At 61.2% G+C, this 25,761-nt stretch carries 31 protein-coding genes and 1 tRNA gene; 22 read left to right on the plus strand and 10 right to left on the minus strand.

The genetic code is table 11. The features are described from left to right. The 6 genes from ACOVQ0_RS05655 to ACOVQ0_RS05680 form a co-directional block, all read left to right on the plus strand. Nucleotides 1-1,070, plus strand: a 1,070-nt coding sequence (locus ACOVQ0_RS05655) for an FAD-dependent oxidoreductase (protein WP_421881277.1), incomplete at its 5' end; no start/stop codon positions are given. Then, entirely contained in the window at nucleotides 1,067-1,747 is a 681-nt protein-coding gene (rsmG, locus tag ACOVQ0_RS05660) for a 16S rRNA (guanine(527)-N(7))-methyltransferase RsmG (RefSeq protein WP_421881280.1), read from the plus strand. The genes ACOVQ0_RS05655 and rsmG, both read left to right, overlap by 4 nt. After that, the gene (locus ACOVQ0_RS05665; protein ID WP_421881283.1) at nucleotides 1,744-2,520 is read left to right on the plus strand and encodes a ParA family protein; all 777 of its coding nucleotides are present in this window, start codon (nucleotides 1,744-1,746) and stop codon (nucleotides 2,518-2,520) included. Before rsmG ends, ACOVQ0_RS05665 begins: the two co-directional genes overlap by 4 nt. After that, the gene (locus ACOVQ0_RS05670; protein ID WP_421881287.1) at nucleotides 2,517-3,467 is read left to right on the plus strand and encodes a ParB/RepB/Spo0J family partition protein; all 951 of its coding nucleotides are present in this window, start codon (nucleotides 2,517-2,519) and stop codon (nucleotides 3,465-3,467) included. The genes ACOVQ0_RS05665 and ACOVQ0_RS05670 overlap by 4 nt, the downstream gene beginning before the upstream one ends. Nucleotides 3,468-3,615: 148 nt before the next feature. After that, the gene (locus ACOVQ0_RS05675) at nucleotides 3,616-4,770 is read left to right on the plus strand and encodes an acyl-CoA dehydrogenase family protein (protein WP_421881290.1); all 1,155 of its coding nucleotides are present in this window, start codon (nucleotides 3,616-3,618) and stop codon (nucleotides 4,768-4,770) included. Nucleotides 4,771-5,008: 238 nt separating this feature from the next. Further along, nucleotides 5,009-6,178, plus strand: coding sequence for a saccharopine dehydrogenase family protein (locus ACOVQ0_RS05680; RefSeq protein ID WP_421881293.1), 1,170 nt, complete (start codon nucleotides 5,009-5,011; stop codon nucleotides 6,176-6,178). A 48-nt stretch (nucleotides 6,179-6,226) separates the two neighbouring features. Here ACOVQ0_RS05680 and ACOVQ0_RS05685 read toward each other — a convergent pair whose 3' ends face one another. Continuing rightward, on the minus strand, nucleotides 6,227-6,670 hold the full coding sequence (locus ACOVQ0_RS05685; RefSeq protein WP_421881297.1) for a globin domain-containing protein: 444 nt from the start codon (nucleotides 6,668-6,670) through the stop codon (nucleotides 6,227-6,229). Nucleotides 6,671-6,746: 76 nt separating this feature from the next. Here ACOVQ0_RS05685 and ACOVQ0_RS05690 point away from each other — a divergent pair, with 76 nt between their 5' ends. After that, complete coding sequence (locus ACOVQ0_RS05690; protein WP_421881300.1) at nucleotides 6,747-7,202, plus strand: RrF2 family transcriptional regulator; 456 nt, start codon at nucleotides 6,747-6,749, stop codon at nucleotides 7,200-7,202. On the opposite strand, the gene ACOVQ0_RS05695 is transcribed toward ACOVQ0_RS05690, so the two are convergent. Continuing rightward, complete coding sequence (locus tag ACOVQ0_RS05695; protein WP_421881383.1) at nucleotides 7,186-7,611, minus strand: hypothetical protein; 426 nt, start codon at nucleotides 7,609-7,611, stop codon at nucleotides 7,186-7,188. The genes ACOVQ0_RS05690 and ACOVQ0_RS05695 overlap by 17 nt on opposite strands. 163 nt (nucleotides 7,612-7,774) lie before the next feature. Here ACOVQ0_RS05695 and ACOVQ0_RS05700 point away from each other — a divergent pair, with 163 nt between their 5' ends. Continuing rightward, nucleotides 7,775-8,770 carry an adenosine kinase gene (locus tag ACOVQ0_RS05700; RefSeq protein WP_421881302.1) on the plus strand — a complete coding sequence of 332 codons (996 nt, stop codon included), beginning with the start codon at nucleotides 7,775-7,777 and terminating at the stop codon, nucleotides 8,768-8,770. 70 nt (nucleotides 8,771-8,840) lie between these two features. On the opposite strand, the gene ACOVQ0_RS05705 is transcribed toward ACOVQ0_RS05700, so the two are convergent. Further along, the gene (locus tag ACOVQ0_RS05705; RefSeq protein ID WP_421881304.1) at nucleotides 8,841-9,269 is read right to left on the minus strand and encodes a CBS domain-containing protein; all 429 of its coding nucleotides are present in this window, start codon (nucleotides 9,267-9,269) and stop codon (nucleotides 8,841-8,843) included. Between the two features lie 142 nt (nucleotides 9,270-9,411). Between ACOVQ0_RS05705 and ACOVQ0_RS05710 the strand changes: the two genes are divergently transcribed. The 8 genes from ACOVQ0_RS05710 to dxs all read left to right on the plus strand — a co-directional run bounded on the left by ACOVQ0_RS05710 (nucleotide 9,412) and on the right by dxs (nucleotide 15,729). After that, nucleotides 9,412-9,705 carry a hypothetical protein gene (locus ACOVQ0_RS05710; RefSeq protein WP_421881306.1) on the plus strand — a complete coding sequence of 98 codons (294 nt, stop codon included), beginning with the start codon at nucleotides 9,412-9,414 and terminating at the stop codon, nucleotides 9,703-9,705. Nucleotides 9,706-9,736: 31 nt separating this feature from the next. Then, entirely contained in the window at nucleotides 9,737-10,069 is a 333-nt protein-coding gene (locus ACOVQ0_RS05715; RefSeq protein WP_421881310.1) for a HesB/IscA family protein, read from the plus strand. Nucleotides 10,070-10,207: 138 nt separating this feature from the next. Continuing rightward, complete coding sequence (xth, locus tag ACOVQ0_RS05720) at nucleotides 10,208-10,996, plus strand: exodeoxyribonuclease III (RefSeq protein WP_421881313.1); 789 nt, start codon at nucleotides 10,208-10,210, stop codon at nucleotides 10,994-10,996. A 138-nt stretch (nucleotides 10,997-11,134) separates the two neighbouring features. Continuing rightward, entirely contained in the window at nucleotides 11,135-11,278 is a 144-nt protein-coding gene (locus tag ACOVQ0_RS05725; protein ID WP_421881315.1) for a hypothetical protein, read from the plus strand. Between the two features lies 1 nt (nucleotide 11,279). After that, nucleotides 11,280-11,957: a peptide-methionine (S)-S-oxide reductase MsrA gene (gene msrA, locus ACOVQ0_RS05730; RefSeq protein ID WP_421881318.1), complete on the plus strand. Its 678-nt coding sequence runs from the start codon at nucleotides 11,280-11,282 to the stop codon at nucleotides 11,955-11,957. A 36-nt stretch (nucleotides 11,958-11,993) separates the two neighbouring features. After that, nucleotides 11,994-12,464, plus strand: coding sequence for a Fur family transcriptional regulator (locus ACOVQ0_RS05735; protein WP_421881322.1), 471 nt, complete (start codon nucleotides 11,994-11,996; stop codon nucleotides 12,462-12,464). A 34-nt stretch (nucleotides 12,465-12,498) separates the two neighbouring features. Beyond that, complete coding sequence (locus ACOVQ0_RS05740) at nucleotides 12,499-13,764, plus strand: MFS transporter (RefSeq protein ID WP_421881325.1); 1,266 nt, start codon at nucleotides 12,499-12,501, stop codon at nucleotides 13,762-13,764. A gap of 42 nt (nucleotides 13,765-13,806) precedes the next feature. Further along, nucleotides 13,807-15,729 carry a 1-deoxy-D-xylulose-5-phosphate synthase gene (gene dxs, locus ACOVQ0_RS05745; RefSeq protein ID WP_421881329.1) on the plus strand — a complete coding sequence of 641 codons (1,923 nt, stop codon included), beginning with the start codon at nucleotides 13,807-13,809 and terminating at the stop codon, nucleotides 15,727-15,729. Nucleotides 15,730-16,004: 275 nt separating this feature from the next. On the opposite strand, the gene ACOVQ0_RS05750 is transcribed toward dxs, so the two are convergent. From ACOVQ0_RS05750 to ACOVQ0_RS05760, 3 genes are all read right to left on the minus strand, one after another. After that, complete coding sequence (locus ACOVQ0_RS05750; protein WP_421881332.1) at nucleotides 16,005-16,883, minus strand: hypothetical protein; 879 nt, start codon at nucleotides 16,881-16,883, stop codon at nucleotides 16,005-16,007. 20 nt (nucleotides 16,884-16,903) lie between these two features. Continuing rightward, complete coding sequence (locus ACOVQ0_RS05755) at nucleotides 16,904-17,584, minus strand: NnrU family protein (RefSeq protein WP_421881335.1); 681 nt, start codon at nucleotides 17,582-17,584, stop codon at nucleotides 16,904-16,906. A gap of 175 nt (nucleotides 17,585-17,759) precedes the next feature. After that, entirely contained in the window at nucleotides 17,760-19,757 is a 1,998-nt protein-coding gene (locus ACOVQ0_RS05760) for a peptide MFS transporter (protein WP_421881338.1), read from the minus strand. 230 nt (nucleotides 19,758-19,987) lie between these two features. Between ACOVQ0_RS05760 and ACOVQ0_RS05765 the strand changes: the two genes are divergently transcribed. The 3 genes from ACOVQ0_RS05765 (at nucleotide 19,988) to ACOVQ0_RS05775 (ending at nucleotide 20,951) form a co-directional block, all read left to right on the plus strand. Next, a complete protein-coding gene (locus ACOVQ0_RS05765; RefSeq protein ID WP_421881341.1) occupies nucleotides 19,988-20,329 on the plus strand; it encodes a GntR family transcriptional regulator in 342 nt (113 codons plus the stop codon). A gap of 161 nt (nucleotides 20,330-20,490) precedes the next feature. Beyond that, a complete protein-coding gene (locus ACOVQ0_RS05770; protein ID WP_421881344.1) occupies nucleotides 20,491-20,772 on the plus strand; it encodes an integration host factor subunit beta in 282 nt (93 codons plus the stop codon). Nucleotides 20,773-20,866: 94 nt separating this feature from the next. Continuing rightward, a tRNA-Leu gene (locus tag ACOVQ0_RS05775) sits at nucleotides 20,867-20,951 on the plus strand. A gap of 27 nt (nucleotides 20,952-20,978) precedes the next feature. Here the strand turns inward: ACOVQ0_RS05775 and ACOVQ0_RS05780 are convergent. Beyond that, nucleotides 20,979-22,181 carry a tyrosine-type recombinase/integrase gene (locus ACOVQ0_RS05780; RefSeq protein ID WP_421881346.1) on the minus strand — a complete coding sequence of 401 codons (1,203 nt, stop codon included), beginning with the start codon at nucleotides 22,179-22,181 and terminating at the stop codon, nucleotides 20,979-20,981. Continuing rightward, nucleotides 22,172-22,906, minus strand: coding sequence for a hypothetical protein (locus ACOVQ0_RS05785; protein WP_421881349.1), 735 nt, complete (start codon nucleotides 22,904-22,906; stop codon nucleotides 22,172-22,174). The genes ACOVQ0_RS05780 and ACOVQ0_RS05785 overlap by 10 nt, the downstream gene beginning before the upstream one ends. Before the next feature lie 80 nt (nucleotides 22,907-22,986). Here ACOVQ0_RS05785 and ACOVQ0_RS05790 point away from each other — a divergent pair, with 80 nt between their 5' ends. Then, entirely contained in the window at nucleotides 22,987-23,220 is a 234-nt protein-coding gene (locus tag ACOVQ0_RS05790; protein WP_421881352.1) for a DNA-binding protein, read from the plus strand. Nucleotides 23,221-23,667: 447 nt separating this feature from the next. Next, on the plus strand, nucleotides 23,668-24,165 hold the full coding sequence (locus ACOVQ0_RS05795) for a DUF2280 domain-containing protein (RefSeq protein WP_421881355.1): 498 nt from the start codon (nucleotides 23,668-23,670) through the stop codon (nucleotides 24,163-24,165). Between the two features lie 26 nt (nucleotides 24,166-24,191). Here ACOVQ0_RS05795 and ACOVQ0_RS05800 read toward each other — a convergent pair whose 3' ends face one another. Both ACOVQ0_RS05800 and ACOVQ0_RS05805 read right to left on the minus strand, forming a co-directional pair. Further along, on the minus strand, nucleotides 24,192-24,467 hold the full coding sequence (locus ACOVQ0_RS05800) for a hypothetical protein (RefSeq protein WP_421881359.1): 276 nt from the start codon (nucleotides 24,465-24,467) through the stop codon (nucleotides 24,192-24,194). Between the two features lie 193 nt (nucleotides 24,468-24,660). Then, complete coding sequence (locus tag ACOVQ0_RS05805) at nucleotides 24,661-25,233, minus strand: J domain-containing protein (protein ID WP_421881362.1); 573 nt, start codon at nucleotides 25,231-25,233, stop codon at nucleotides 24,661-24,663. Between the two features lie 141 nt (nucleotides 25,234-25,374). Between ACOVQ0_RS05805 and ACOVQ0_RS05810 the strand changes: the two genes are divergently transcribed. Then, on the plus strand, nucleotides 25,375-25,608 hold the full coding sequence (locus ACOVQ0_RS05810; protein ID WP_421881365.1) for a helix-turn-helix domain-containing protein: 234 nt from the start codon (nucleotides 25,375-25,377) through the stop codon (nucleotides 25,606-25,608). Nucleotides 25,609-25,761 lie beyond the last annotated feature (153 nt).

Consider the following 25,761-nt stretch of genomic DNA (forward strand, 5'->3'; position numbering starts at 1 on the left):
CGATCGGTGCGCAAGGTCCGCGTTACTGCCCATCGATCGAAGACAAGATCCATCGCTTCGGTGATCGTGACGGGCATCAGGTTTTCCTTGAACCTGAAGGCCTTGATGACACCGCCGTGTACCCGAACGGCGTTTCCACCTCGCTGCCCACCGATGTGCAGGTGGCGATGATACGGTCAATGGAAGGGCTGGAGCAGGCCGTCATCACAGTGCCCGGCTATGCCGTGGAATACGATCATATCGATCCCCGCGCGCTGCGCCGCAGTCTTGAGGTAAAGGCCATTCCCGGCCTCTACTGCGCCGGGCAAATCAACGGCACCACCGGTTATGAGGAAGCTGCCGCGCAAGGTCTGATCGCCGGGATGTATGCCGCCGCTGCCGTGCTGGGCCGCCCCGCGCCTGAACTTGATCGCGCCAATTCCTACATGGCAGTGATGATCGACGATCTGACGCTCCACGGCGTCAGCGAACCCTACCGGATGCTGACCGCCCGCGCCGAATACCGGTTGCGCTTGCGCGCCAACAATGCCTCCACCCGCCTGACCCCGCTCGGCCTTGCGATTGGCTGCATTGGCGATGAACGCCGCGCCTGGTTCGAATCCCGTCTGGCCCGGCGTCGATCGCTCGAAGCAGCGCTGGCGCAGCAGGCAACACCGACCGAACTGAACCGCGCCGGAATGCCGGTCCGCGCTGACGGCACACGCCGCCCCTTGCACGAATGGCTGCGCTTCCCGGAAGTCACGCTTGATGCACTGGGCACTTGGCTCGGCGGGCAGACGTTCGATCCGCAGCTGGTCGAGGAAGTGGAAGAGGACGCCGCTTACGCCCCCTACCTTGCGCGGCAGGATGCAGAGTTGCGCGATCTGCGGGCATCCGATGCCGTGCCTTTGGGGGAGGGCTTTCCCTTTTCCGACGTGCCTGGGCTTTCCCGTGAAATGGTCGAGCGGCTTGAAAAGGCACAACCCGATACGCTCGCTGCCGCCGGTCGGATTGCCGGTATCACCCCGGCCGCTCTTGCCAGCTTGCTCGTCCACGCGCGCCGCCACAACAGTTCAGGAGTGGCTGCATGAGCCTGCTGGTTACGGAAACAGAGGCGCAGGATTGGTTGCGCGATACACTGGCCGTGGACGCTTCCGGCATGGATCGCCTGTCACGTTTGGTCGATCTGCTGCTGGAAGAGAATGAGCGCCAGAACCTGGTTGCTCGGGGCACGCTGCCGCATGTATGGGTCCGCCATATCGTTGATTCAGCACAACTTCTCCATGTTTCACGTGAAACATTGCCTGATGGAGATTGGCTTGATCTGGGCACCGGTGCCGGTTTTCCCGGTCTGGCCGTGGCTGCGCTTCAGCCTGACCGTCCCGTGACGCTCGTCGATTCGCGCCGTTTGCGTACCGAATGGTTAAAGCGCGCCGCCGATGCGCTTGGTCTTGTAAACGTTCGCGTGGTCCTCTCGCGCGTAGAGGATTTGCCGTCGGGTCCTCACGCGGTCATTTCCGCACGTGCTTTTGCCCCATTGGACAAACTCGTGACTCTTTCCGCGCGCTTTTCCACACCCGACACGCTCTGGCTGTTGCCGAAAGGGGCAAGGGCAGCGCAAGAATTGCAGATGCTCCCCGAATCATGGAATCACTTGTTCCACGTGGAACAATCGCTCACCGACGCGAACGCCGGAATCATAACCGGCTGCCTCCTCGGCGAAAAAGCAGCTCCCGCGCATGTATTTCGTCAACGAGGCAAGAAATGATCACGATAGCGGTCGCAAACCAGAAGGGCGGCGTGGGCAAAACCACAACGGCGATCAACATCGCCACGGCGCTGGCCGCCACAGGCTGGAAGTCGTTGCTGATCGATCTTGATCCGCAAGGCAATTGCTCCACCGGCATCGGCATCTCGGCGGGAGAGCGGGAGCGGTCATCCTATGATCTGTTGATCGATCAGGCGGCGGTTGCGGATTGCATCGTGCCGACGCGGATTCCCGGATTGGATATCGTGCCAGCCACCGTCGATCTTTCGGGTGCTGAAGTGGAGCTGGTCAGCGTTGAAGATCGCACGCATCGGCTGCGGAAGGTGTTGAACGGCGATACTGGGCACGACATTTGCCTGATCGATTGCCCGCCGTCCTTGGGGTTGTTGACGCTGAATGCGCTGACCGCGGCAGATACGATCCTGGTGCCGTTGCAGTGCGAGTTCTTTGCGCTCGAAGGGTTGAGCCAGTTGTTGCAGACCGTTGAGCGGGTGCAGGAGCGGTTCAACCCGGATCTGGGCATCCTTGGCATTGTGCTGACGATGTATGACCGACGCAATCGACTCACCGATCAGGTGGCCGATGACGTGCGGTCATGCCTGCGTGATCTGGTGTTCGATAGCGTGATCCCGCGCAATGTGCGCCTGTCCGAAGCGCCGAGTCACGGGCTTCCGGCGCTGATCTATGACCATGCCTGCCCCGGATCGCAGGCTTACATGAAATTGGCGCGCGAGCTGATCGGTCGCTTGCCTGAACGGAGACAGGCGGCATGAGCGGCGAAGACACCACCGTCAAGGCACCGGCGCCAGCGCGGCGCACCGGGCTGGGCAGGGGGCTTGGCGCGTTGATGGGCGAAGTTCGCCGCGAGGAGCCGATTGCGCGTGTTTCCGTGTCTGGCGCCGACGCTGCCGAAGCGCGGGATGGCGGGCTGGCGCTGCTTTCCGTCGCATCCATCGAACCGCACCCCGAACAGCCGCGCCGCCATTTTGATGAGGATGCACTGGAAGAGCTGGCGCAGTCCATTGCGGCGCGCGGTGTTATCCAGCCAGTGGTGGTGCGTCCGCTGGGCGGCAACCGGTTCCAGCTTGTGGCGGGTGAGCGACGCTGGCGCGCAGCACAGAAAGCGCGCGTCCACGAAATCCCTGCTATCGTCCGCAAGCTGGATGACCGCGATGTGGCGGCGTTGGCGCTGATCGAGAACCTTCAGCGCGAAGATCTGAATCCCGTGGAAGAAGCGCAGGCCTATCAGCGGCTTGCCGATAGCGAAGGCCTGACCCAGGCCGAAATCGCCAAGTTCGTGGACAAATCCCGCAGCCACGTGGCCAACATGATGCGCCTGCTCGGTCTTCCCGAAGAAGTGCTGAACATGGTGGTGCAGGGCGGGCTGTCGATGGGCCACGCCCGCGCGCTGATCAATGCGCCTGACCCTGCCGGCCTTGCGCATGAAGTCGTGGCCAAGGATCTTTCGGTACGCGATGCCGAAAAGCTGGTGCGCAAGGCAACTCGCCCGGAAGGCACGCGGCGGCAGGCGCGGGCGGGGCGGGATTCGGTGAGCGCGGCGGATCTGGCAGCGATCCAGCAGCATCTGGAGGATTTTCTGGGGCTGAAGGTTTCCATCCAACCCGATGCCGACCCGGTGAGCGGCGCGGTGACGATTCGCTACAAGAACCTCGACCAGTTGGATCTGATCTGTCAGCGCCTGACGGGGGGTGAGTTCTAAACCACTGATTATGATGCATTAATTTGGCGGCATGACGTTCATGAGATTGCCCGAATGGGTATTAATCAGTCAATTAAATTCTCGTTGACCGGAAGGGGCACGCGGGCATAGGCTGCGGGCAAACAACCTGACCCGGAGAGAATTTGCCATGTCGCTCGATCTGATTCCGCGCACCGCCTACAACGAAGACCACGAAGCCTTCCGCCAGACCGTCCGCCGCTTTTTGCAGGACGAGATTGCGCCCAATGCCGAGAAGTGGGGCGAGGATGGCATCGTGCCCAAGGCGATCTGGCCCAAGGCCGGTGAACTGGGGATGCTGTGCCCGACCGTGCCAGAGGCATACGGCGGGTTGGGTCTGGACTTCGGTTATAACGCCATCGTCGACGAAGAGAGCAGCTATTACGGGCGCGTGGCCACCGGCTTTTCGCTGCAATCAGATATCGTGGCCAATTACATCGTCTCTTATGGCTCGGAAGAGCAAAAGCAGAAGTGGCTGCCCAAGATGGTTTCGGGCGAAGTGGTGACGGCCATCGCCATGACCGAACCGGGCACCGGGTCTGATCTTCAGGGGATGCGCACCACCGCAAAGAAGGACGGCAACCATTATGTGATCAACGGGTCCAAGACCTATATCACCAATGGGCAGAATGCGGACCTGATCCTCGTCTGCTGCAAGACTGACACCGAAGTGCAGCCCGCATGGAAGGGCGTGTCAATCGTGCTGGTCGAGGCTGACCGCGAAGGCTTCAAGCGCGGGCGCAATCTTGACAAGATCGGGCAGGACGAGGCCGATACTTCAGAACTGTTCTTCGAAGACGTGCGCGTGCCGATCACGAATTGCCTTGGCGAAGAAGGCAAGGGTTTCATCTATCTGATGAGCGAACTGCCGCAGGAACGCCTTTCGATTGCGGTGGGAGCGCAGGCTTCGGCACAGAAGGCGTTTGACGATACGGTGGAATTCACCCGTGATCGCAAGGCTTTCGGCAAGCCGATCCTCGATTTCCAGAACACCCGGTTCACGCTGGCCGATATCAAGGCCAAGCTGCAGGTGGGCTGGGCGCACCTTGACTGGGCACTGTCGCGCCACCTGAAAAAGGAACTGACCCCTGAAGAGGGTGCTGCAGCCAAGCTGTGGCACACCGAACTGCAGTGGGAAGTCATGGACAAGTGCCTCCAGCTTCATGGCGGCGCGGGTTACATGAACGAATATGCCATTGCGCGGGCGTGGCGCGGTGCGCGCGTGACGCGCATCTTCGGTGGCACCAACGAGATCATGAAGGAGCTGATCGGGCGCAAGCTTTGATGTGACGGGGGTGGCCGCAAGCGGCCACCCACTGTTTCTGTCCGCACTGTTGCGGGCTGGAGTCCCGCCTTCATGGGAATGACGAAGATTTAGGGACTGGCGGGGTGATGTTGGTCCACCCCCGCCCCTTCCGTTTACGGGAGGGGCATTTTCCGCCTTAATCTCTCGCTTAAATCCGGTTGCAATCGACACTGAACTTGCCAAGCTGCCGCCATAACATAAGCAGGCGGAGAGGATCATGGATAAGTCAGCGCGGCCCTATGACATCGTGGTCTATGGGGCGACGGGGTTCACCGGACGGCTGGTCGCGGAATATCTGGCGCGGCATTATGGGCAGGAAGGGCCGCGCTGGGCGATGGCCGGGCGCTCGCTTGCCAAGTTGGCCGAAGTGCGCTCGCTGATCGACGCGCCGAAGAACACACCTTTGATCGTTGCCGATGCCGATGATCCGGCCAGTCTTGCCGCGATGGTGAACCAGACGCGCGTGGTGGTGACCACGGTCGGGCCGTATCAGCTTTATGGAGAGCCGCTGCTGGCAGCCTGCGTGGCGGCGGGAACCGATTACGCCGATTTGTGCGGCGAACCGGTGTGGATGCGCCAGATGATCGACAAGCATGGTGACGAGGCCAAGCGTACCGGCGCGCGCATCTGTTTTTCCAGCGGGTTCGATTCGATCCCGTTCGATCTGGGCGTGCTTATGCTGCAGAAGGAAGCTGTGGTTCGCTTTGGTCGCCCGGCTCCGCGCGTGAAAGGGCGTGTAAGGGGCATGAAAGGCGGGGCTTCGGGCGGCACGGCGGCAAGCCTGAAAGCGACACTGGCGGCGCTGGGGCGTGATCCTTCGCTGATTCCTCTGATGCAAAGCGCGTTCTGCCTGACGCCGGGCTTTGAAGGGCCTGCGCAGCCTGCGGGCGACGCGGTGCAGCATGACGATTCGCTGGGTAGCTGGGAAGCGCCGTTCATCATGGCGGCAATCAATACCAAGAACGTTCATCGCACCAATGCCCTGCTGGGCCATCTGTGGGGCACCGATTTCGTCTATGACGAGATGGTGCTGACCGGGCCGGGCGATCAGGGCAAGGCGATTGCCGACCATATGGCCAGGACGCCGATGATCGGCCGCCCCGACGATCCGCAGCCGGGCGAAGGGCCATCGAAGGAAGAGCGTGAGACGGGCTTCTACGATGTGCTGTTCGTGGGCGAGATGCCGGATGGGCAGGTGCTGCGCTATGGCGTGAAAGGGCGCTATGACCCGGGCTATGGGTCCACGAGCAGGATGATCGCGGAAACGGGCATCGCGCTGCTTTCAAGCAAGGCGACTGGCGGGATCGGCACACCAGGGGCGATTCTGGGTGAGGCGCTGGTTTTGCGATTGCGCGCGCACGCGGAAATCAGCTTCGCGGCGGAATAGGGTTGTGCCGGGTGTGCCATCGCCTTCCCGATGGCACACCCGAAAGCATCAGGCAGCGGCAGCGTAGGCCTCAGCCTCTGCGGCGATGAGGATATCGGCCAGCATCCAGTAGGCTTCACCCCAGGCACCAAGCACTTCGTCGGTTGCCACATCGGCACCCAGCACGTCGCGGATGGCGGGCAACAGGGCTTCGGCAACATAGGGATAGTGTTCAGCCTTCACGCCGGTTTCGACATGGCGCTGGACCATGCGGTTCACCGCGGAGCCGAGGTTCTCCAGCTTGTCGATGTTCTTGGCATAGGCGAGGATCGCGCCAGCCAGACGGCGTGGCTGTTCGCCGCTTTCCTGCGCGGCCTGATCGAACATCGCCTTTACATCTTCGTTCTGGAACAGCCGCTTGTACATGGCGGTGGTGATGGCCACCCCGTGCTTTTCGATGGCGGGGGCAGTGGCCTTTACGATGGCTTTGGCATGTTCGGAAGCGATGCGCATGGGGATCTCCAATCAGGTATTAAAAATACCGGTATTTGGATTGCTTGATTTTCGCAAGAAGAAAATCGATATGCCGATGATGCAACTGACCCAGCACACCGACTTTGGCCTGCGCCTGCTGATCGTGCTGGCGCGCAAGGGTGGGCCGGTGAGCCTGCCTGCGTTCTCTGCCGAACAGGGCCTCAGCTATCACCATGTCGCCAAAGTGGCCCAAGCGCTGGTGCAGGCGGGGTTTGCGGTATCGCAACGCGGGCGCAGCGGCGGGATCGCGCTGGCACGACCGGCTGCGGATATCGGCGTTGGCGACGTGGTGCGTAAGCTGGAGCGCGGAATGCGGCTGGCGGACTGCGCGGGTTGTGCGCTGAAGGCCGATTGCGGACTGAGCAGCGTGCTGGCCGAAGCGCTGGCGGCGTTCATGGGCGTGCTGGACCGTTATACGCTGGCCGATGTATCGCGCGAGGGGGGGGCAGCATTTGCGCCTTGGGCTGTGTTACCGGCAGCGCCCGGTTGCGCGGTTACTGGCCCTTCCTGAGCGCTGCGACGCAAGACGCGCGATCAACATCGCGGCCATCGCCCCGGCGCGCATCGACATAGGTCGCCGTGGGTTTGCTGCTGCCTGATTGTGGGTAGAGATAGACGTCAAGGATGCAGGCGGTGCCGCTCCACTGCATTTTGCGCGCATCATCCTCGATCACGTCGAGCCGGGGCGTGCCGAACACGCGGCCAAGCTGGAGTGCGTCGGAGCCGATTACGCCTTCGAGGCCGGGGGCCATCTGCACTTGCGCGGTGGGGCGCTGTGCGGGCGTGGTGCGGGTTGGCGGCGTGCGCGTGGGCGGCGGGGTGGAGCGGACCTGCGTGGTGCGACCCGCAGGCGCCGCACCTCCACCACCGCATGAGGCGAGCAGCAAGGCAAGCGGGAGGGCGGCAGAAGCAATGCGCATGGTCACGCGCCGGGGATGCAGCGACACGGCGCGAGGGTCAACGCCGAACCGCACGGCATGGCGCAGAGGCGGAGCGTTCCGGCGCTTGTCGCGCTATCTTGCTGCACTGCAATGAAACGGCTAGGCCTTCGCGCAACCTATCCCGAAACGGAGCCATTCCTGCATGTCCGAGCCGCTTTATGACGTGATTGCCATTGGCAACGCCATTGTCGACGTGATGGCCCCTTGCGCAGATACCGAAATCGAAACGCTGGGTCTGGCCAAGGGTGGCATGACGCTGGTGGATACCGCGCGGGCGCAGGAACTTTACGACGCGATGGGGCCGGCGCGCGAGATTTCGGGCGGTTCGGCGGCGAACACGCTGGCGGGCCTTGCCGCACTGGGCGGGCGTTGCGCGTTCATCGGGCAGGTTGCGGACGACCAGCTGGGCGAGGTTTTTGCCCACGATATCCGCGCGGGCGGCATCGCCTTTGACACGGCAGTCCGTTCGGACGAGCCGCCGACGGCGCGCTGCCTGATCTTCGTGACGCCCGATGGCCAGCGCACGATGAACACGTTCCTGGGGGCATCGCAGTTCCTGCCGGCCGAAGCGCTGGACGAAAGCCAGATCGCGGCTGCCGGGATCCTCTACCTCGAAGGCTATCTGTGGGATCCCGAAGAGCCGCGCAAGGCCATGCGCCGCGCGATTGCGGCGGCGCGTAATGCCGGGCGCAAGGTGGCGTTCACCCTGTCCGACGCATTCGTGATTTCGCGCCACGGCGACGATTTCCGCGCGCTGATCGAAGATGGCCAGATCGACATCCTGTTCGCCAACGAACACGAACTGGCCGCGCTGACCGGCGTGGAAGACTTCCAGAGCGGCATCGAACAGCTTTCCGCCAAGGTGCCGACCGTGGTGGTCACGCGTAGCGAAAACGGCGCGCACGCGATCAGCAATGGCGAGCACGCCCATGTGCCCGCCGAACCGATCGAAAAGGTGGTGGACACCACCGGCGCAGGCGACCTGTTCGCTGCGGGCTTCCTGTTTGGTTATGCCCGCAACAAGCCGCTGGCCGAGTGCCTGACGCTGGGTGCCATCTGCGCGGCGGAAATCATCTCGCACTATGGCGCGCGGCCCGAAGCGGATTTGCAGGAACTGGTGGCCAAGCGGCTGGGGTGACGACCGGTTGTTCGGCTGACGCCGAATGCCCACCCCTGACCCCTCCCGCTGGCGGGAGGGGAAATTAGGGTCAGGCCTGCTGGATGTAGACCCGCATGGCGTCGGCTTCGGCTTCGATCTTGTCGAGGCGTTGCTTTACGAGGTCACCGATCGAGACGAAGCCGACCATGTGGTTGCCTTCGACCACGGGCAGGTGGCGGAAGCGGCGTTGGGTCATCAGGGCCAGGGCTTCCATCACCGTGGTTTGCGGCGTGATGGTGACGACGGGCGCGGTCATCATGTCGCGCACTTTCATGTGCAGAGCGGCTTCACCGTGCTTGTGCAGGCAGCGGATCATGTCGCGTTCGGAGAAAATTCCGGAGACTGCGCTGCTGCCGTCTTCCACGGGCAGCGCCCCGATGCGGTGGCGGGCGAGCATGTCTATCGCGTCGGACACTTGCGCGTCGGCAGAGACGCTCCATACCTCGCCACGTCCTGAAATGACTTGCGCAATCGTCATGGCATCCTCCTTCGTGATGCGGCCGATGCGCCTTTGGGCGTCTGGATGGGCCGCCTGATCTCCCATAGCGATCATGCCATCTTGGCGGCCATTGTCAAAGCCGTTGCACCACCCATCTGCGATGGGCAAAGGACCGAATCCGATGACTGGCCGATCCCCCCTTGATGATCCTGAAAACGCACGCTTTGCATGGAGCCGCTACCGCACGATCATGAAGGGCATGGCGGCATTCAGCACGGCGGTGGTCGTTGTGGTGCTGGCGGTGCTGTACTGGCAGGTCGGGTTCGTTTCGATCCATCTGTTCATTGCCAGCGCGCTGGGTGTTTGGCTGACGATCATGCTGATGGCAGCATTGATGGGGCTGGTGTTCCTTTCGAGCGGCACGGGCCACGATGAATCGATCGAGGACAGGCTGGGAGAGGAACGGGACCGTTGAGGTTTCGGCTTGACGCTCCTATCTTGGCGGCATGACCGAAGCTGCCGTATCCCTCGCCCCCAGCGCCGCCGCGCGCGTTGCCACGATTGCCAGCAAGCAGGGGAAGCCTGCGATCCTGCGACTTTCGGTGGAAGGTGGCGGCTGTTCGGGCTTTCAGTACAAGTTCGGATTGGCCGATGCGCCGGAAGAGGGTGACACGATTGCCGAAACCGATGGGGTGCGTCTGCTGGTGGACGACGTGAGCCTTGGGCTGCTGGATGGCAGCGTGGTGGAATATGTGGAATCGCTGGGCGGTGCGGCGTTTCGGGTGACGAATCCGCAAGCGGCTTCGGGTTGCGGCTGCGGATCAAGCTTTGCGATCTGATTTCGACCTGCTTCGTCATTGCGAGGAGCAAGGCGACGAAGCAATCCAGAAGCGTCATGTTCCGGCCCTATGTTTCGGCCTTGCGTTTGGCCGCGCTGGATTGCTTCGCTACGCTCGCAATGACGAACAGGAAATGACATGAGCACCGGGCACATCAAAGTCGCCAGCTTCAACATCAACGGGATCAAGGCCCGGTTGCCGCGTCTGCTGGAATGGCTGGAGGAAACGCGACCATCCGTGGCGTGCCTGCAGGAGATCAAGACGCAGGATGAGGGCTTTCCCGCCGCGGAGTTCGAGAAGATCGGCTATCATGCGATCTGGCATGGGCAGAAGGGCTTCAACGGCGTAGCGATCCTTGCCGATGGCCAAAAGCCGGTGGAAGTGCAGCGGGGGCTGGCCGGAGAGCCGGAGGACGAGCATTCGCGCTATCTGGAAGCCGACGTGTTCGGGCTTCGCGTGGTGTGCATCTATCTGCCCAATGGCAATCCGCAGCCGGGGCCGAAGTTCGATTACAAGCTGCGCTGGATGGAGCGGTTGCGCACCCGCATGGCGCAGATCCGTGCCGAAGAGGTACCGGCGCTGGTGATCGGCGATTACAACGTGATCCCTGAGGACAAGGACACCTTCTCGGTCAAGGCGATGGCTGATGACGCGCTGATGCAGCCCGAATCGCGCGATGCCTATCGCCGGTTGCTCAACGATGGCTGGACCGATGCGATCGACACCTTCAACCCGCAGGGCGGGGTGTGGACGTTCTGGGATTATCAGGCGGGCGCGTGGCAGCGCGATCATGGGTTCCGCATCGATCACGCCCTGCTTTCGCCCGAACTGGCGGACCGGATGGTCGGCGCGGGCGTGGACAAGACCTATCGCGGGCGGGAAAAGGCCAGTGACCATGCGCCGGTGTGGGTGACTTTCAGGGTCTGATCACCATTCGTCGCATGTCATGAACGTTTCGCAGAATCAGCGAAGTATGTGGTGCGACCCTGTGCAGGGCGTCACCGAACATTAAGGCGAATCCGGCGAAAGGCTGGATCCGCAAGATAGAGACACGAAAGCATTCCTATGGGCCTGTTCAAGCCTGACTTTTTCCGCTCGCTGGCCTTCGGGTTCCTGATGGGTGCTGCCGTGATGGCGGTGACGGCGAGGACGACCGCGCTGGCAACACCGGATAGCGACCATACGCCTGTCGAACAGGTTTCCCGCTAAGATGCGCCGCCCGGTCCTTTCCGCGCTTGCGGTGATGGGGATCGGGATTGCGGCTTTTCAGCAACCGGCGTTGGCCGAGGGCACGATGGCGACGCCCGCCGCTGCGGTGGAAGCGCGCGAGGAGCCGGGAAAGAAGATCGCCATTTTTGCAGGCGGCTGCTTCTGGGGTATCGAGGCGGTGTTCAGCCATCTGAAGGGCGTGAGCAGCGTGGTTTCCGGCTATCACGGCGGCGAAAAGCGTACCGCGAAGTACGACGTGGTGGATGGTGGCGATACCGGCCATGCCGAGGCGGTGCGGGTGACCTATGACCCGGCAAAAATCCGTTATGACCAGTTGCTGCGCGTGTTCTTTGCGGTGGGGGCCAACCCCACGCAACTGAACTATCAGGGGCCAGACCACGGCACGCAATATCGCAACGCGCTGGTGCCGATGAGCGTGGAGCAAAAGCGCGTGGCGGCAGGGTATCTGGCGCAGTTGAAGCGGCTGGACCTGTGGAAGCAGCCCATCGTGACGGCAGTGGAGCCGTACAAGGCGTTCTATCCAGCGGAAGGCTATCATCAGGACTTTGCCGCCAACAATCCCGATCACGGCTATATCCGGCGCTGGGATGCGCCCAAGGTGCGGGCGTTGAAGACGATGTTCCCCGATCTTTACAAGCCGATGTTCACGCGGAACTGATTTGCGGATTGCTCTTGGCCTGCCTATCTAGGGCACATGTCAGGACACCATCACCATCGCGATCTGGAAGGCGAAACGCTGGTCGAGGCGGCGCGCGATGCGCTGGTCGAAGCGGGCGAACAGTGGACCGAGATGCGGGCCGACGTGTTCGAGGCGCTGGCCGGATGCGAGAAGCCTGCCTCTGCCTATGACATTGCCGAAAAGGTGGGCGCCGCGCGGGGCAAGCGGGTGGCGGCCAATTCGGTCTATCGCATTCTCGACCTGTTCGTGCGCGCCAATCTGGCGCGGCGGGTGGAAAGTGCGAACGCCTATGTCGCCAACAGCCATCCGGGGTGCAGACATGACTGCATTTTCCTGATCTGCGATCTGTGCGGCAAGGCAGTCCACAATGATGACGACAAGTTGACCGGCGCATTGCGGCTGGCAGCGCAGGCAGCTGGTTTTGCCGAAGTGCGCCCCGTGGTGGAAATTCGCGGGCATTGCGCGGAATGTGCGGCGGGCGAATAAGCGTAACGGTTTCATGCCTTTGGGGGAGGGCAGCGTGCACGATCAGAAACACCTGCCGACACGCAAGCAGTTCGTGGCGGTGATTTCCGGCAATGCGCTGGAATTTTACGACTTCCTCAGCTTCAGCTTCTTTGCGGTCAACGTATCACGGGTAATGTTTCCGGCCGGAGCGCCGGGCAGCGCGCTGCTGCTGACGCTGATGACCGCGGGGGCGGGCTTTGGCGCGCGGCCTTTGGGCGCGATCCTGTTTGGCCTGCTGGGCGACCGGATCGGGCGGCGGCCGACGATGCTGGCAACCTTCGCGCTGATGGGCATGAGCGCGATCGGGCTGGCGCTGACGCCGAGTTATGCAGCGATCGGGGTGTGGGCGCCTGTGCTGGTGGTGCTGTTCCGGCTGATGCAGGGGCTGGCGGCAGGTGGCGATGTGGGGCCGACCACGGCGTTTCTGGCGGAAAGTTCGCCACCCGAAAAACGCGGGATGCTGATTGCGCTGCAGTTGGTGGCCATGCGCATCGGTGTGCTGGGCAGCGGCTTGGTGGGGTTGGTGCTGGCGAGCGTGCTGACCCCGGCGCAGCTCGATGCCTTTGGCTGGCGCATCGCTTTTGCGATTGGGGCCGGGATCGTGCCGCTGGCCTTCATCCTGCGGCGGCGGCTGGACGAGACGCTGCATCTGCCCGAGACGGGGCCGAATGTGGTGACCGAACTGGACGTGCGCGCCTATGCCGCTGCGCTGCTGGGTGTGTTCGGCTTTCTGCTGGCCGGGGCGACGGGGGATTTCCTGTTCGTCTACGCCGTCACCTTCCTGAAAATCCCGGTGACCAACGGTTATCTGCTGCAGATGGCGGCGGCAGCGACGCAGATCGTGGGGTTGCTGGCGGGTGGCTGGCTGGGGGACCGGATCGGGCGGCAGAAAGTGAATTTCGCGATGGCGGTACTGGCCGCGCTGACATCGCTGCCGCTGTTCCGCTGGGGCATTGCGGACGGCACGCTGGGGCAGCTTGCGCTGGCGGCGGCGCTGCTGTTGCTGATGGCGACGGTTTCGGCCGCGGTGGCCTATGCCGCTTTCGTGGAGATCACACCCAAGCGGCACCGCGCCGGGCTGGTCGGAATCGGCTATGGCGCGGTGGTGGCACTGACCTTCGGGCTGACGCCGGTTCTGCTGACGCGATACATGGCGCGCAGCGGCGATCTTGCTGCGCCGGGCTATGCCTTTGTGGTCGCGGCGGTGCTGTTGATGGCTTCTTCGATGCTGCTCGGAAAGTGGTCGCCACGGACCTTTGGGAAGTCTGCTGCGTTATGATCCTGTTCGACAGTGCCAAAGCATAAGTGTAAGGGCCGTGGGATGAATTCAGAACCGGCAACGCCGCTGCTCGACACGGTTGATACTCCAGACGACCTGCGCAAGCTTGCACCATCGCAGCTTCGACAGCTTTCGGACGAATTGCGTGCCGAAATGATCTCTGCCGTGGGCACGACTGGCGGGCATCTGGGATCGGGTCTTGGCGTGGTCGAACTGACCGTGGCGATCCACTATGTTTTCAATACGCCCGATGACAAGCTGGTGTGGGACGTGGGGCATCAGGCCTATCCGCACAAGATCATCACCGGGCGGCGCGACCGTATCCGCACCCTGCGCCAGGGCGGGGGGCTTTCGGGCTTCACCAAGCGCAGCGAGAGCGAATACGATCCGTTCGGCACGGCCCATTCCAGCACGTCGATCTCTGCGGCGCTGGGCTTTGCCATTGCCAACAAGCTGTCGGGCAAGCCGGGCAAGGGCATTGCCGTGATCGGTGACGGGGCGATGAGCGCGGGCATGGCCTATGAGGCGATGAACAACGCGCAGGCTGCGGGCAACCGGCTGGTGGTGATTCTCAACGACAATGACATGTCGATAGCCCCTCCGGTGGGCGGGCTTTCGGCCTATCTGGCGCGGCTCGTATCTTCGCGCCCGTTCCTGAGCCTGCGTGACATTGCGCGTCGGCTATCACGCCACCTGCCGCGCCCATTGCATGAAGCGGCGCGCAAGACGGACGAGTTCGCGCGCGGTATGGCGATGGGTGGCACGCTGTTCGAGGAGTTGGGCTTCTATTACGTAGGGCCGATTGACGGGCACAACATCGACCAGTTGATCCCGGTGCTAGAGAATGTGCGCGATGCCGCCGAAGGGCCGTGCCTGATCCATGTGGTGACGCAGAAGGGCAAGGGCTATGGCCCGGCGGAACAGGCTGCCGACAAGTACCACGGCGTGCAGAAGTTCGATGTGGTTACCGGCGAGCAGGTGAAAGCCAAGCCGGGCGCGCCCGCCTATCAGAACGTGTTCGGCGAAACGTTGGCTAGCCTGGCGGACAGCGATCCCACGATCTGCGCAATCACCGCCGCGATGCCGAGCGGGACGGGCGTGGACAAGTTTGCCAAGGCGCACCCGGATCGCACGTTCGACGTGGGCATTGCCGAACAGCACGCCGTGACCTTTGCCGCTGGCCTTGCGGCAGAAGGGATGCGCCCGTTCTGCGCGATCTATTCAACCTTCCTGCAACGCGCCTTCGATCAGGTGGTGCATGACGTGGCGATCCAGAACCTGCCGGTGCGCTTTGCCATCGACCGTGCGGGGCTGGTGGGCGCTGATGGTGCGACACACGCGGGATCGTTCGACGTGACCTATCTGGCCACGCTGCCCAACATGGTGGTGATGGCGGCGGCGGACGAGGCGGAACTGGTCCACATGACCTATACTGCTGCCTGCTATGACAGTGGGCCAATCGCTTTCCGCTATCCCCGCGGTAATGGCACTGGCGTGGCCTTGCCCGCAGTGCCGGAGCGGCTGGAGATCGGCAAGGGCCGGATCGTGAAGCAGGGTAGCAAGGTGGCGCTGCTGTCGCTTGGCACCCGTCTGGCCGAAGCGCTGAAAGCGGCGGATCAGTTGGAGGCCAAGGGGCTTTCGACCACGGTGGCAGACCTGCGCTTTGCCAAGCCGTTGGACGAAGCCATGATCCGCCAGTTGATGACCACGCATGATGTGGTGGTCACGATCGAAGAGGGATCAATCGGGGGCCTTGGCGCACATGTGCTGACGCTGGCCAGCGACGAAGGACTTACCGATGCGGGCCTTAAGATTCGCACGATGCGTCTGCCTGACGTTTTTCAGGATCACGACGCGCCTGACAAGCAGTACGACGCAGCGGGCCTTAACGCGCCGAACATCGTGGACGTGGTGTTGAAAGCGCTACGCCACAATTCGGCGGGGGTGAGCGAAGCACGGGCTTGATGTTCACTCACGCTCTCAAAATACGTGGGGAACAAATTGACCTGATTGTCTTTTTCGAGATGGACTTGCCTACATTGGCCAGTTTGGGCTAACGAAGGCTTCATACATCGCCTGTATATCGGGCAACATCACCGCCATTGCCGGTTCATTCGGCAATCACCATATTCCTCCCCAAGGAGTTTGAGATGCGGAACAAGGAACTGAACTGATACAGCGCGGCCCGCCTGGAGACATCCGGCGGGCCGATTGCTTTTCAGGCTTGGCGGTTTGAAATTTCAGTAGATGCCTTTGCCGCTGGATAGCAGTTTGGCTTCCTCTTCCTTTTTGCGGTCCGCCCTTTCCTGCAGGATCATGTCCCGCAGAAGCGTGGTTTCGATCATGTATTCCTTGTTGCCGGAATCATCGCGCCGCGTCCTGATATGTTCGAAGACCCAGCCAACGATCTGGACGAACACCGCGTCATACAGTTTCACGATATCGTCCTTGGGCAACAGCTTGCGATGCACCATGAAGGCGACCCGTTCCATCCAGCCAAATATCCGTGTCAGACGCTGGTAGTGTGCCCCGGCGCGCTCGTGGGGTTGGATTACCGCAGGGTTTGCATCCGCCTTCTTCATGTGCAGATTGACCAGCTCAACGATGGATTTCTCGTCAACCTCCCGATCCGACTGTTTGAAATCAGCCCAAAGCTTGTTCAGGTATTCACCAAACAGTGCGTTGATATGTGTTTCGCGCGTTTCATTGCTGCAGTTCGGTTGTTGCTTGATCGAGTAGGCTTTCAATTCGTTGTGCAAGGCGCGCAAAGCAAGGCGGCACTCCTGCATTTCGTCGGATTCAAAATCCCGGTCGATTTCGAGAATGAGGGTAGCACGCGCCACTTCCGCCTGAAGAGTTGCCGCATCGGCTGCGATTTTGAGTTGATCGCGCGCGGCATCTGCCGATGTTCGAGCCTGTGTCCGGGCTGCATCCCGAGCAACGCCGTTGGATGTGATAGCGGCGCGCACTTGTCGCAAACCAATTGCAGCTGCAGCGACGGCGACCAAGAGCATACCCCAGTCAGGATAGCTGCCGAGGGTAATCGCCGCGTCCGCATCCATAGCCAACCTCTTTAATATACTCACTAAATCAGGAGCATTTTCTAATAGAGGTGTCATTCAGTTCAAGCGAAAGTGTTCTAACCAACCAGTAGCCACAGCCCGGCAGGGATGCCGAAGAACTGGTAGTGTGCCCAGCTGATCAGGAACCACACCAGAAAGGCGATGAGCCAGATCACGCCGATGGCGCCGAAATGTTCGATCCGGGGCCAGAACGAGGTGCGGCGCAGCCAGGGGCCGTATTCGCGTTTGTTCCATTCGCCCTTGCGCTTGTCCTGAAAGTGCGAGCCGAGCAGCGCCAGCGCGATCATTCCGACCATCAGCACGATCGAGCGGCCGGTGGGGGCGGCAATGATGTGCGCCAGTGCCCAGAGCGCGATGCCCCACATCATCGGGTGGCGGGTGATCTTGAACACGCCTGAGGGGATCACCGTACCAAGACCGGCGGCATTCTTGCCGGGCAGGGCGGGATTGCGCACGAAAGAGGGGAGTAGCAGAGCCAGCGCCACGATCGTCAACACGCTGGCGACGAACCACGGTAGCGGGTGCATCCCGTTCCATAGCGCCCAATCGGCATCGGTCCGATCGAACACGATAATGGCCCAGGCCAGCGTGCCGATGGATACGAACGAGTAGAGCAGCAGGAAGGGCTGGGTGCCCATTTTTGCAACCAGCGCGGCGCGCAGTGGCCCCGACATGACGAAATGGGAAACCACGAAAGTAATTGTAGCCACCGCGAGGTGAACCAGAGAAGCATCCATTATTGCCCCCATCCCCGTCGGTCCGATGCGACCCGAACCGCGACTTCTTGAAAATTCTGCCTAGATTGCAGGGCACTTGGCGGCAACATGCGCTAGGCCCGAATGCTTCCGATTCGGTGCAATAAGTCGCCTGCTGCCGGTCCGTGCCGGGCGATCCCCCAATCGCCGCTGGCGATCAGGTAACCCCGTGCATAAGCTTTTTCAGAGGGATGGCTATGACGAGCAGCACAGCGCCGATTCCGACAGAGACCCAACCGATGGTGGTGAACACACCGACATACGTATCGAGGCTGACCTTGAGATTGGTCACCTGTCCGCCCACGGTTTCGACACTGGCGACCTGCGCGACCATGCCTGCGACATATTGCGCCACGGCGATGGACAGGAACCATACGCCCATCATCATGCCGACGATGCGCGCCATCGACAGTTTGGTGATCATCGAAAGGCCCACTGGCGAAATGCACAGCTCGGCCATCGAGTGGATCAGATAAAGCCCTGCAAGCCAGAACAGGCCGACCCTGAACTGCGCATCGGCGAACTGTGCGCCCCAGACCAGCAGCAGGAAGCCGCCGCCGACGCCCATCAGCGCGATGGCGAACTTCACCGGGATCGAAGGTTCCACCCCGCGCCGCGCCATCGCATTCCACATCATGCTGAACAGCGGGGCGAGCGTGACGATGAACAGGGCGTTGAAGATCTGGGTCTGCCCGGCGGGCATGACATAAACTGGATCATTGCCGAAGCCCTGCGTGCGGGCATAGACCATGCCGCCGAAGCCGAGCAGCATGACCACGCCGAAACCGAGCAGCATCTTGCGCTTCGTTTCTGCCGTTTCGCCATTGCCGAAGAACCGCGCCAGCGCCCAGCCAAGGCCGCCAAGCAGCGCAGCGAAGAACAGGTAGTAGCTGGCGGGAACTTCGCGGAACATCGCGAAGAGCGGGCGCGTCCAACCGATTTCAAGCTGGGTGTTCCGTTCGGCAAAGAGGGTGAGCGAGGATCCGGCCTGTTCGAACAGGGTCCAGAACACCGTGTTGAACACAATGAGGACCATCGCCGCCATCATCATCTGGAATTCGACCCTGCTGCCTGCAGCCAGCGCCCAGATCAGGATGGCGGGAACGGCGATGAGGAACGTCCCGAACATCATCTTGCCCATGATTGGCAGGCCGAGGAAATAGCCGACCAGACCTTCGCCAGCTTGCGGAGGGACATAGGCCATCAGGTTGGTGAAGAGGAAAAAGAACAGCGGAACGCAGACCAGCGCCGCGCCATAGATCAGCCAGTCCTTGCGTGGATCGGCACCGGCAGGGCGTTCGCCATAGCCATCAAGGCGGCCGCCATCGAACTGGAACAGCACCCACGAGAACGTCATGCCCAGCGCAGCAAGGCCGAAGCCAGCCCACCAGCCCACGCTTTCGGCCAGGATCGGACAGAAGAACTGCGAGATCAGCGAGCCGAGGTTGATGCCCATGTAGAAAATGGTGAAGCCCGCATCGCGGCGGCGATCGCCATCGGCATAGAGCGTGCCGACGATGGTGGAAATGTTTGGCTTGAAGAAGCCATTGCCCACGGTGACGAGCGAAAGGCCGATCAGCAGAATGCCGATGTGGAAGGGTGAACGTTCGCCGTCGGACTGGAACTGGCCCGCGGCAATGCGCTTTGCCTCGGTGCCATCGATGGTTTTGAGCGAGACGGACTTGTCGTCATTGCCGACGATCTGGAGTTTCTGGCCGCCCATTTCGAGCGAGCGCACTTCGGCATCGGCGGTTTGCGCAATGGTGATTTCATAGCGCTGGCCTTCGATCGTGGCATAAGGCTTGGCCGCTTCACCGCCGAAGCAGAGCATGAAGTAGCCGACCGCCATCAGGATCGCGCCGAACTTTACGGAGCGTTTCGAGCCGAGATAACGGTCTGCGATGAGGCCACCGATCAGCGGGGTGAGGTAGACGAGCGCAGTGAAGCCGCCGTAAAGCCCGGTGCTGGTGCTGTCGTTGAACAGGAAGTGCTTGGCGAGATAGAGCGTGAGGATCGCCCGCATCCCGTAATAGCCGAAGCGTTCCCACATTTCGGTGGTGAACAGGCGCTTGAGCTGCGGGGGATGGCCGAACCATTCGCCAGCGGTGGGCGCGAGCGGGGCGTTCGGGGCGATGGTCGTGTTATCCTGAGCCATGCGGGCGGGCGGCCTCATCGTTGTTGCATCGACATTTCGGGCACCGCGCCTCTCCCGCGCGGCGAAGCATCGCGCCTTAGTGGCACGATCGCGGATGGCAAGAAACTATTTTCAATCGCAACCAGTCTTGCTGCCATGCCGCGCCGGTGGCGCAAAGGTGGCCCAAAGGTGACGAGGCGCCGTGTTCGGCAGGCGTTGTGCGTCTGGCTGTATTATGGCAGTGCATCACCATGAGCAACGCCAATCGCCCGGTCTATCTGCGCCTGCGCGACGAGATCTGCGCCGCGATCCTCGATGGCGTTTATCCCGAAGGTGCAATGCTGCCATCGGTGCGGGCCTATGCTGCGCAACAGGGCGCCAATCCGCTGACCGTGGCCAAGGCCTATCAGCAGTTCCAGGATGAGGGGCTGGTGACGGTGCAGCGCGGAATCGGCATGTTCGTGGCACCCGGCGCAGTGGCTGCACTGCGCGAGCGGGAACGTGCGGCGTTCCTCAGCGACGAATGGCCAGAGATCGCGGCGCGGATGCGGCGGTTGGGAATCAGCTTTCGTGACGTAACGGAAAAGACCTGAACCGGTCCATTTTAGGGCATCGCTGATACTATCAACCGATTGTAATAATCGCTTTAACGTGCCAGTTATTCGAAATGCGCCCGTAACGGGGGTTCTGGGTGCAGGGATCGTCAATAACTGGGGGGCATTCCTGCCAAGGGATGTCTGGCGGAGGGAATAGCATGATTAGATCGGAGCTGCTCCAGGCACTTGCTAAGGAGAGCCCGGGAATGCGCAGCGAGGAAATCGAACGGGTTCTCGATGTTTTCTTCGACGAGATCGCAAAGCGGCTCGCCGAAGGAGGTCGTGTGGAACTGCGTGGTTTCGGCGCATTCTCAACGCGCGAGCGCGATGCCCGCAAGGGGCGCAATCCGCGTACCGGGGAAACGGTGGATGTGCCCGGAAAGCGCGTCCCCTATTTCAAGGCCGGCAAGGAAATGCGCGTGCGGCTCAACGCAGACTAAGCATTTCTTTTCAGAAAAATTCGGGAAGGGCGTGGCAACCAGCGTTGCCGCGCCCTTTGCGCTGTGGCAGGCGCATCTGCAGCAATGCGCAAAAGCGGACGTGGCGGAATGGTAGACGCCGGGGACTTAAAATCCCTTGATCCTTGATCGTGCGGGTTCGAGTCCCGCCGTCCGCACCATAGCTTTTTCAATAGCTTACTCGGAAATCACGCCACGCTTTGAAGGGTGGCGTTTTGCTCTTCGTGTAATTCTGGTGCAATTGCGGCAGAGAAAGCAGCGTCGAGCTTCGCCACAGATTCATCGATGTGGTCGTCCGATAGGTGCGTGTATCGCAACACCATCGCCAAGGTCTTGTGACGACTAATCCGCTGCACGGTAGGCAAGTCGACCCCATCCCTAATAAGGTCTGTGATCGCTGTGTGTCGCAGGACGTGAGGTGTGACCTTGGCTGGGGTCAGTCCCGCAGCTTCTACCGCTCGACGGAACTGCCCACTCAATTGTTGTCTGTGCGCGTGTTTTGCATCTGCTCGGGTGGTCGGGAAGAGCCATCCCTCTGGCTTACCCAACTGGGTGTGCTCTTTGCCCAGCATGTACGCCAGCGCCTGCGGGATGGGCTGCTCTCGCTGTCCTGCCTTGGCCTTTCCAACGTAGATGCGCCTGTTCTCCAAATCGATTTCGTCCCAACGAACGCGGAGGATCTCCGAATGGCGCATGCCAGTCCCCAATGCGATGGCAACGAAAAGCCACGTGTGGGGGTTAGAATCGCGCATGGCAGCTTGCATCAGCACCCGCTTCTCGTCCTCGGTGAGCACAACGATCTTCTTGCGTGTCTCGTTGAACTTCGGGATTCGTGGCTTCTGGTCAGCTCGTATGAATTGCCATTCAATGGCACGGTTCAAAAAGTGGCTTAGCGTGGAAAGCTCGCGATTGATCGTGGCGTGTGCCGCCCCTTGCTCCTTGCGATGCTTCACATAGTTCGAAATGGTGAAATCTGTGAGCTTATTGAGCCGTTGTGTCTTGAAGAAGGGGGAGAGGCGTTCGCGGAGGTGCCGCCGCTTAGGGCCGAGATTTCGCCCAAACTTCGGGTGATGCTCTATTCGAGTCAGGTAAGTCTCTGCCGCATCTGTGAATGATTGTGGCACCTTGCGGCCCATCGGCAAATCCAGCCGCCCTTCGCGGGCCCTTGTACGCAGGCCCTCGATTGCCCGCTCTGCCTGTTCTCGCGTCAGTCCTTCACTCTCGCGCCCGATGACCCTGTGAATGCGCTGTCCATCCACCATGACATTGATGGAATAGCGGACGTCGCCATTGCCCAGCCGCTCTACGACGATGCCATGCTCGATGATCCGTCCGCCGGCCGCAAGCGCGCGGATGTTAGGCCGGGTTAGTCGAGAGAACTTCAACGCCATGACGGAAAAATCCCCAGCAGATGAAGCGAGTTGAATTCCCTGCCTTCAGAGCTGGCCTGCGCAGCTTCACTCATCAGGTGGTCTCTGTAGAGCGCCCTGCCCTCTTCGATGGCTTGTTCATACGGGGCCATTTCCATCTGATATGTTGCGAAGACACGATCGTAGTCGTCGTCCAAGGCGCTCAGCATCTCGTGAAGCGCCACGGCTTTTGCTCGATCATCAGAGGACGGAATCCTGTCGATCCCGGCTCTCTCTAAGTCACGGCTATTCAATTTCAATAGCCCGCCAATCTTGCGTGTGCGGGCCACAGGAACCCCCAACTGCGCCAGCTTCCAGACAAGTGCGTCTTGCTTCTGGTAAATGTCGTGGAGTGGCTGCAGCGCTGCTTCCTGCACCTCGGCATCCACAGGGTTTGTCGGCTTCATGTCCTGGATAGGCCCGATTGCCATCATCTCTGCGGTCGCCGCCCAGGTTGTAAGGTCCTTATGCCAGCGCAGTCCCTTATTGCGACGGCATATGATTTCAAGTTCACCTGCGAGTCGGTCGAGTAAAGCCAAGCCCTGTTCGTCGAGCGTGATGGTTGCCTTGACCCGCGCTTCGATCTCAGCAGGTATGCTGCGCCCGCTTGCCTTCGCATGGGCTTCGATGGACCGAGCGACAGGCGGATCAAACCGCGCCGACATAATTCTGCGCTTGTCTTCGTCCTTGAGTTTTGACCGACCCACCGCGCTTCCATTCAAGACCGTATACGATTTTGATTACCCTATTCCCCATTGGCCCGCAAGTGACCTAAGCATGCCGAGTGATGACAGCTGATTCGCCTTCCACCGGAGTTCAAGAGCTGCTTGTGCAGGTGTTGCCCGATGGGAAGCTTAACCGGCAGAATGCCGCGCTGTTCTTGGGGCGCACCCCCAAGACGCTGGCGGAGTGGCATCGCCTTGGCATCGGTCCACGAAGCTTCTTGATTGGCGGACGCCGATTTTACTGGCTGGATGAACTGAAGCCCTACGCGTGCGGGGAGAAATCCATCCGCCCCTAAGGGTGCCAAGACATAATCTAAGCCTTCGCGCTGGGTGGCTAAACACTCTGGCGGCGCGATTGTAACTGCTGAACCAGAGGGGTCGATCATGCAGCACCCGAGTCCGAACGGCAGAGCGGGGATCGAGGGGCAGAGGACAGCTCCTTTATAGCAACTGCCAACACCGCCCAGGGAACCTCCTCCACTAGGCGGCCTGTGACGCTCGGCCCGGCTCCGAAGCCAAGCAAGAAGCGCGTACAGGGACGGACTGCCTTCAGCATCGGGTGCAAGAGCACCCAGGGCTGGGGGTAGTCGTCCTATACCTGCACCACTAACCCTCACCAAAGCCAACTGGGGTTTAAGACTAGCACTTAGTCATAGAGATTCAGCAAGATGAAGTGACTCATACAGCCCGGACCGATTTTCGAAGCTCTTCCACCGCCACATGACCCCCACGGAACCTCTCTCATGCCTAAGCTTACTGAAGCCCAGAAGGAAGAGATCGTCGTACTTTTCGCGACCTTCAAGCGGCCTGCCGATGTGGTGGTTCATATGCGGGAAGAGTGGGGCATCGAAGTCAGCCGCTATCAGGTCCGCTCCTACGACCCCTCGAACCCGCGGTACGAGGCAGAGGACAAGTGGCGAGACTTGTTTACGGCTAGGCGCCAGCGTTATCTCGAGGAGGTGGCGAGCGTTCCCATTGCGAACCAAGGTTTTCGCATGAACCTGCTGAACGAGATGGCCCTGAGGGCATTCCACAAGGGCGAGATCGCGCTTGCTGCGCAGGTACTGGAACAGGCCGCAAAGGAAATGGGGCGAGTGCTCACCAACAAGAGCGAGTTGCGCATCAGCGATAACCGCAAGCCCACGGTGCGCGACATGACACCTGAAGATCGCAAGCTAGCCTTGGCTGAGTTGATCCGGCAGGCGATGGAAAAGATGAAGCAGCCTGAGACGCGTCAATAGCGAGGTCCACGGTCTGCGCCGACAGGCTAGAACTCGGTTTCCGCTAACGGAAAGGTCTGCATGTTGCCATCTGCGACCTTATACAGCGTCATGGTGATGTTGCTAAATTGGACCCCATTGGATTCTCGTATTTCCTTCAGCGTGAAGCTCTCGGATCGCGATAGGCTGCCATCAGAGAGATCCTTGTACCGCACGTCGTAATCGCCTGCCTTCAATCCCGAGATCGTAAAGCTGCCGCTTGCAGGGATGAAGATGTGGCGAACAGGGCGAGAGACGGAAGCGTCGATCGCGACGAGCTTCACGAACACGTCCGAGGTATTTGAAGAGTTGTCGATGGATACCGTCGACAGCCCACCCGAGCGAAGTCGCGGGTAACCTGGTACATAGCCAGCAGTCGAAGGCCAGATGGAGTCATTTGGGGCTGTGGCTGGCCGCATGTAAAGGCCGTCGCCGCCTGGCCTCGCTTCATTTCCTGCAAGCCCGTTTGCGGACGGTTCAACTTCTACGGTCCAGCCCGCGACGTCGGGTTCCCCCCGAGGAGATCGGCAGATCATTACCGGTGGCCCCTGCCTCCAGCGGGTCATCTGCGGCCTCGGCCCCGTTAGCTGGTCCTGCGGCTTCATAGCGGGGCAGGCCGCTAGGTTGAGGCTCAGAAAAGACGAACGCCGCGATCGAAGCGATACCGAGAATCACCAGCGGCACCTTGGCTCGCTTGGCAAACTCCGCCATCTTAGCCATTGGCCGAGAAATGCCGCTAGCAGCGTCTTCGTCGGGCTGCTGACCGGCCCCGGCGCGCGCTTGACTGCTCGGAGGTATGTCTTGTTGGCCAGCGCGCCCCTTCGCTTCCATCTTCTCGATCCATTGATCGTGCGCGAGGCGTTGGGTCGGGTCAGACAGAACCGCGTAGGACTGATTTAGGATTCGCATGATATCCTCAGATCGCCCGCCCCCTTTCGTGCGGTCAGGATGGTGCTTGAAGCTCAGCGAACGGTACGCCGCAGCAATGACTGAGGGATCGGCATTTCTTGCCACCTGCAGATTGTCGTAATGCGTCCTTACTCGCTTCATTCCATCGATGTCCCGACTTTTGACGGTCCTGCCGCCGCTCGTGCTCGGCAATAGGCGCTGTCACGGTGACAGCCTTCCACACGGTTTTTGTGTAGCTGACAAGATCTCCCAAGCCAGCAGCCTCGCGGATAGGGCGTTGCGTTGGACAAGGGTTTTGGTAGCGAGCGGTATCGTAAGCTGATCGGCCTGTTGGTCGAGCAGCGCCGCGCCTTGGGGTACAGCCAGGCACAGCTCGCAGCGCGGCTCGGAACGCACCAGCAGTTCGTCTCTCGCTATGAGACCGGCGAGCGGAGGCTCGATGTTGCTGAGTTTTGCGAAGTGGCTGCAGTGCTGCAGCTGGATGCCATCGAGTTGCTGAAATGCACTGGCGTATAGCTCTTCGCGCGATCCAGCTGCCCTACGGTCAATCTTCAAAGAGTGCTGGAACAGTCTTCAAAGAGTCTTCCATAACCGTTGTAGCTCAGAAATTATCCACGCATGGGTCGCGTCGAGGAAAGCGGGCCCACAGTTCGCGAGAGCGCGACCACC

Source organism: Novosphingobium sp. (assembly GCF_049240505.1).
In the GTDB taxonomy this organism is placed as follows: Bacteria; Pseudomonadota; Alphaproteobacteria; order Sphingomonadales; family Sphingomonadaceae; genus Novosphingobium.

Excerpts from the sequence above, each read along its gene's own strand:
- ACOVQ0_RS05670 (WP_421881287.1), top strand. The coding sequence starts at position 2,517 with ATGAGCGGCGAAGACACCACCGTCAAGGCACCGGCGCCAGCGCGGCGC.
- ACOVQ0_RS05725 (WP_421881315.1), top strand. The coding sequence starts at position 11,135 with ATGGGCCTGTTCAAGCCTGACTTTTTCCGCTCGCTGGCCTTCGGGTTC.
- ACOVQ0_RS05770 (WP_421881344.1), top strand. The coding sequence starts at position 20,491 with ATGATTAGATCGGAGCTGCTCCAGGCACTTGCTAAGGAGAGCCCGGGA.
- ACOVQ0_RS05760 (WP_421881338.1), bottom strand. The coding sequence starts at position 19,757 with ATGGCTCAGGATAACACGACCATCGCCCCGAACGCCCCGCTCGCGCCC.
- ACOVQ0_RS05780 (WP_421881346.1), bottom strand. The coding sequence starts at position 22,181 with ATGGCGTTGAAGTTCTCTCGACTAACCCGGCCTAACATCCGCGCGCTT.
- ACOVQ0_RS05700 (WP_421881302.1), top strand. The coding sequence starts at position 7,775 with ATGTCCGAGCCGCTTTATGACGTGATTGCCATTGGCAACGCCATTGTC.
- ACOVQ0_RS05710 (WP_421881306.1), top strand. The coding sequence starts at position 9,412 with ATGACTGGCCGATCCCCCCTTGATGATCCTGAAAACGCACGCTTTGCA.
- ACOVQ0_RS05755 (WP_421881335.1), bottom strand. The coding sequence starts at position 17,584 with ATGGATGCTTCTCTGGTTCACCTCGCGGTGGCTACAATTACTTTCGTG.
- ACOVQ0_RS05705 (WP_421881304.1), bottom strand. The coding sequence starts at position 9,269 with ATGACGATTGCGCAAGTCATTTCAGGACGTGGCGAGGTATGGAGCGTC.
- msrA (WP_421881318.1), top strand. The coding sequence starts at position 11,280 with ATGCGCCGCCCGGTCCTTTCCGCGCTTGCGGTGATGGGGATCGGGATT.
- ACOVQ0_RS05765 (WP_421881341.1), top strand. The coding sequence starts at position 19,988 with ATGAGCAACGCCAATCGCCCGGTCTATCTGCGCCTGCGCGACGAGATC.
- ACOVQ0_RS05805 (WP_421881362.1), bottom strand. The coding sequence starts at position 25,233 with ATGAAGCGAGTAAGGACGCATTACGACAATCTGCAGGTGGCAAGAAAT.
- ACOVQ0_RS05735 (WP_421881322.1), top strand. The coding sequence starts at position 11,994 with ATGTCAGGACACCATCACCATCGCGATCTGGAAGGCGAAACGCTGGTC.
- ACOVQ0_RS05685 (WP_421881297.1), bottom strand. The coding sequence starts at position 6,670 with ATGCGCATCGCTTCCGAACATGCCAAAGCCATCGTAAAGGCCACTGCC.
- ACOVQ0_RS05750 (WP_421881332.1), bottom strand. The coding sequence starts at position 16,883 with ATGACACCTCTATTAGAAAATGCTCCTGATTTAGTGAGTATATTAAAG.
- ACOVQ0_RS05695 (WP_421881383.1), bottom strand. The coding sequence starts at position 7,611 with ATGCGCATTGCTTCTGCCGCCCTCCCGCTTGCCTTGCTGCTCGCCTCA.
- dxs (WP_421881329.1), top strand. The coding sequence starts at position 13,807 with ATGAATTCAGAACCGGCAACGCCGCTGCTCGACACGGTTGATACTCCA.
- rsmG (WP_421881280.1), top strand. The coding sequence starts at position 1,067 with ATGAGCCTGCTGGTTACGGAAACAGAGGCGCAGGATTGGTTGCGCGAT.
- ACOVQ0_RS05715 (WP_421881310.1), top strand. The coding sequence starts at position 9,737 with ATGACCGAAGCTGCCGTATCCCTCGCCCCCAGCGCCGCCGCGCGCGTT.
- ACOVQ0_RS05680 (WP_421881293.1), top strand. The coding sequence starts at position 5,009 with ATGGATAAGTCAGCGCGGCCCTATGACATCGTGGTCTATGGGGCGACG.
- ACOVQ0_RS05665 (WP_421881283.1), top strand. The coding sequence starts at position 1,744 with ATGATCACGATAGCGGTCGCAAACCAGAAGGGCGGCGTGGGCAAAACC.
- xth (WP_421881313.1), top strand. The coding sequence starts at position 10,208 with ATGAGCACCGGGCACATCAAAGTCGCCAGCTTCAACATCAACGGGATC.
- ACOVQ0_RS05795 (WP_421881355.1), top strand. The coding sequence starts at position 23,668 with ATGCCTAAGCTTACTGAAGCCCAGAAGGAAGAGATCGTCGTACTTTTC.
- ACOVQ0_RS05790 (WP_421881352.1), top strand. The coding sequence starts at position 22,987 with ATGACAGCTGATTCGCCTTCCACCGGAGTTCAAGAGCTGCTTGTGCAG.
- ACOVQ0_RS05675 (WP_421881290.1), top strand. The coding sequence starts at position 3,616 with ATGTCGCTCGATCTGATTCCGCGCACCGCCTACAACGAAGACCACGAA.
- ACOVQ0_RS05690 (WP_421881300.1), top strand. The coding sequence starts at position 6,747 with ATGATGCAACTGACCCAGCACACCGACTTTGGCCTGCGCCTGCTGATC.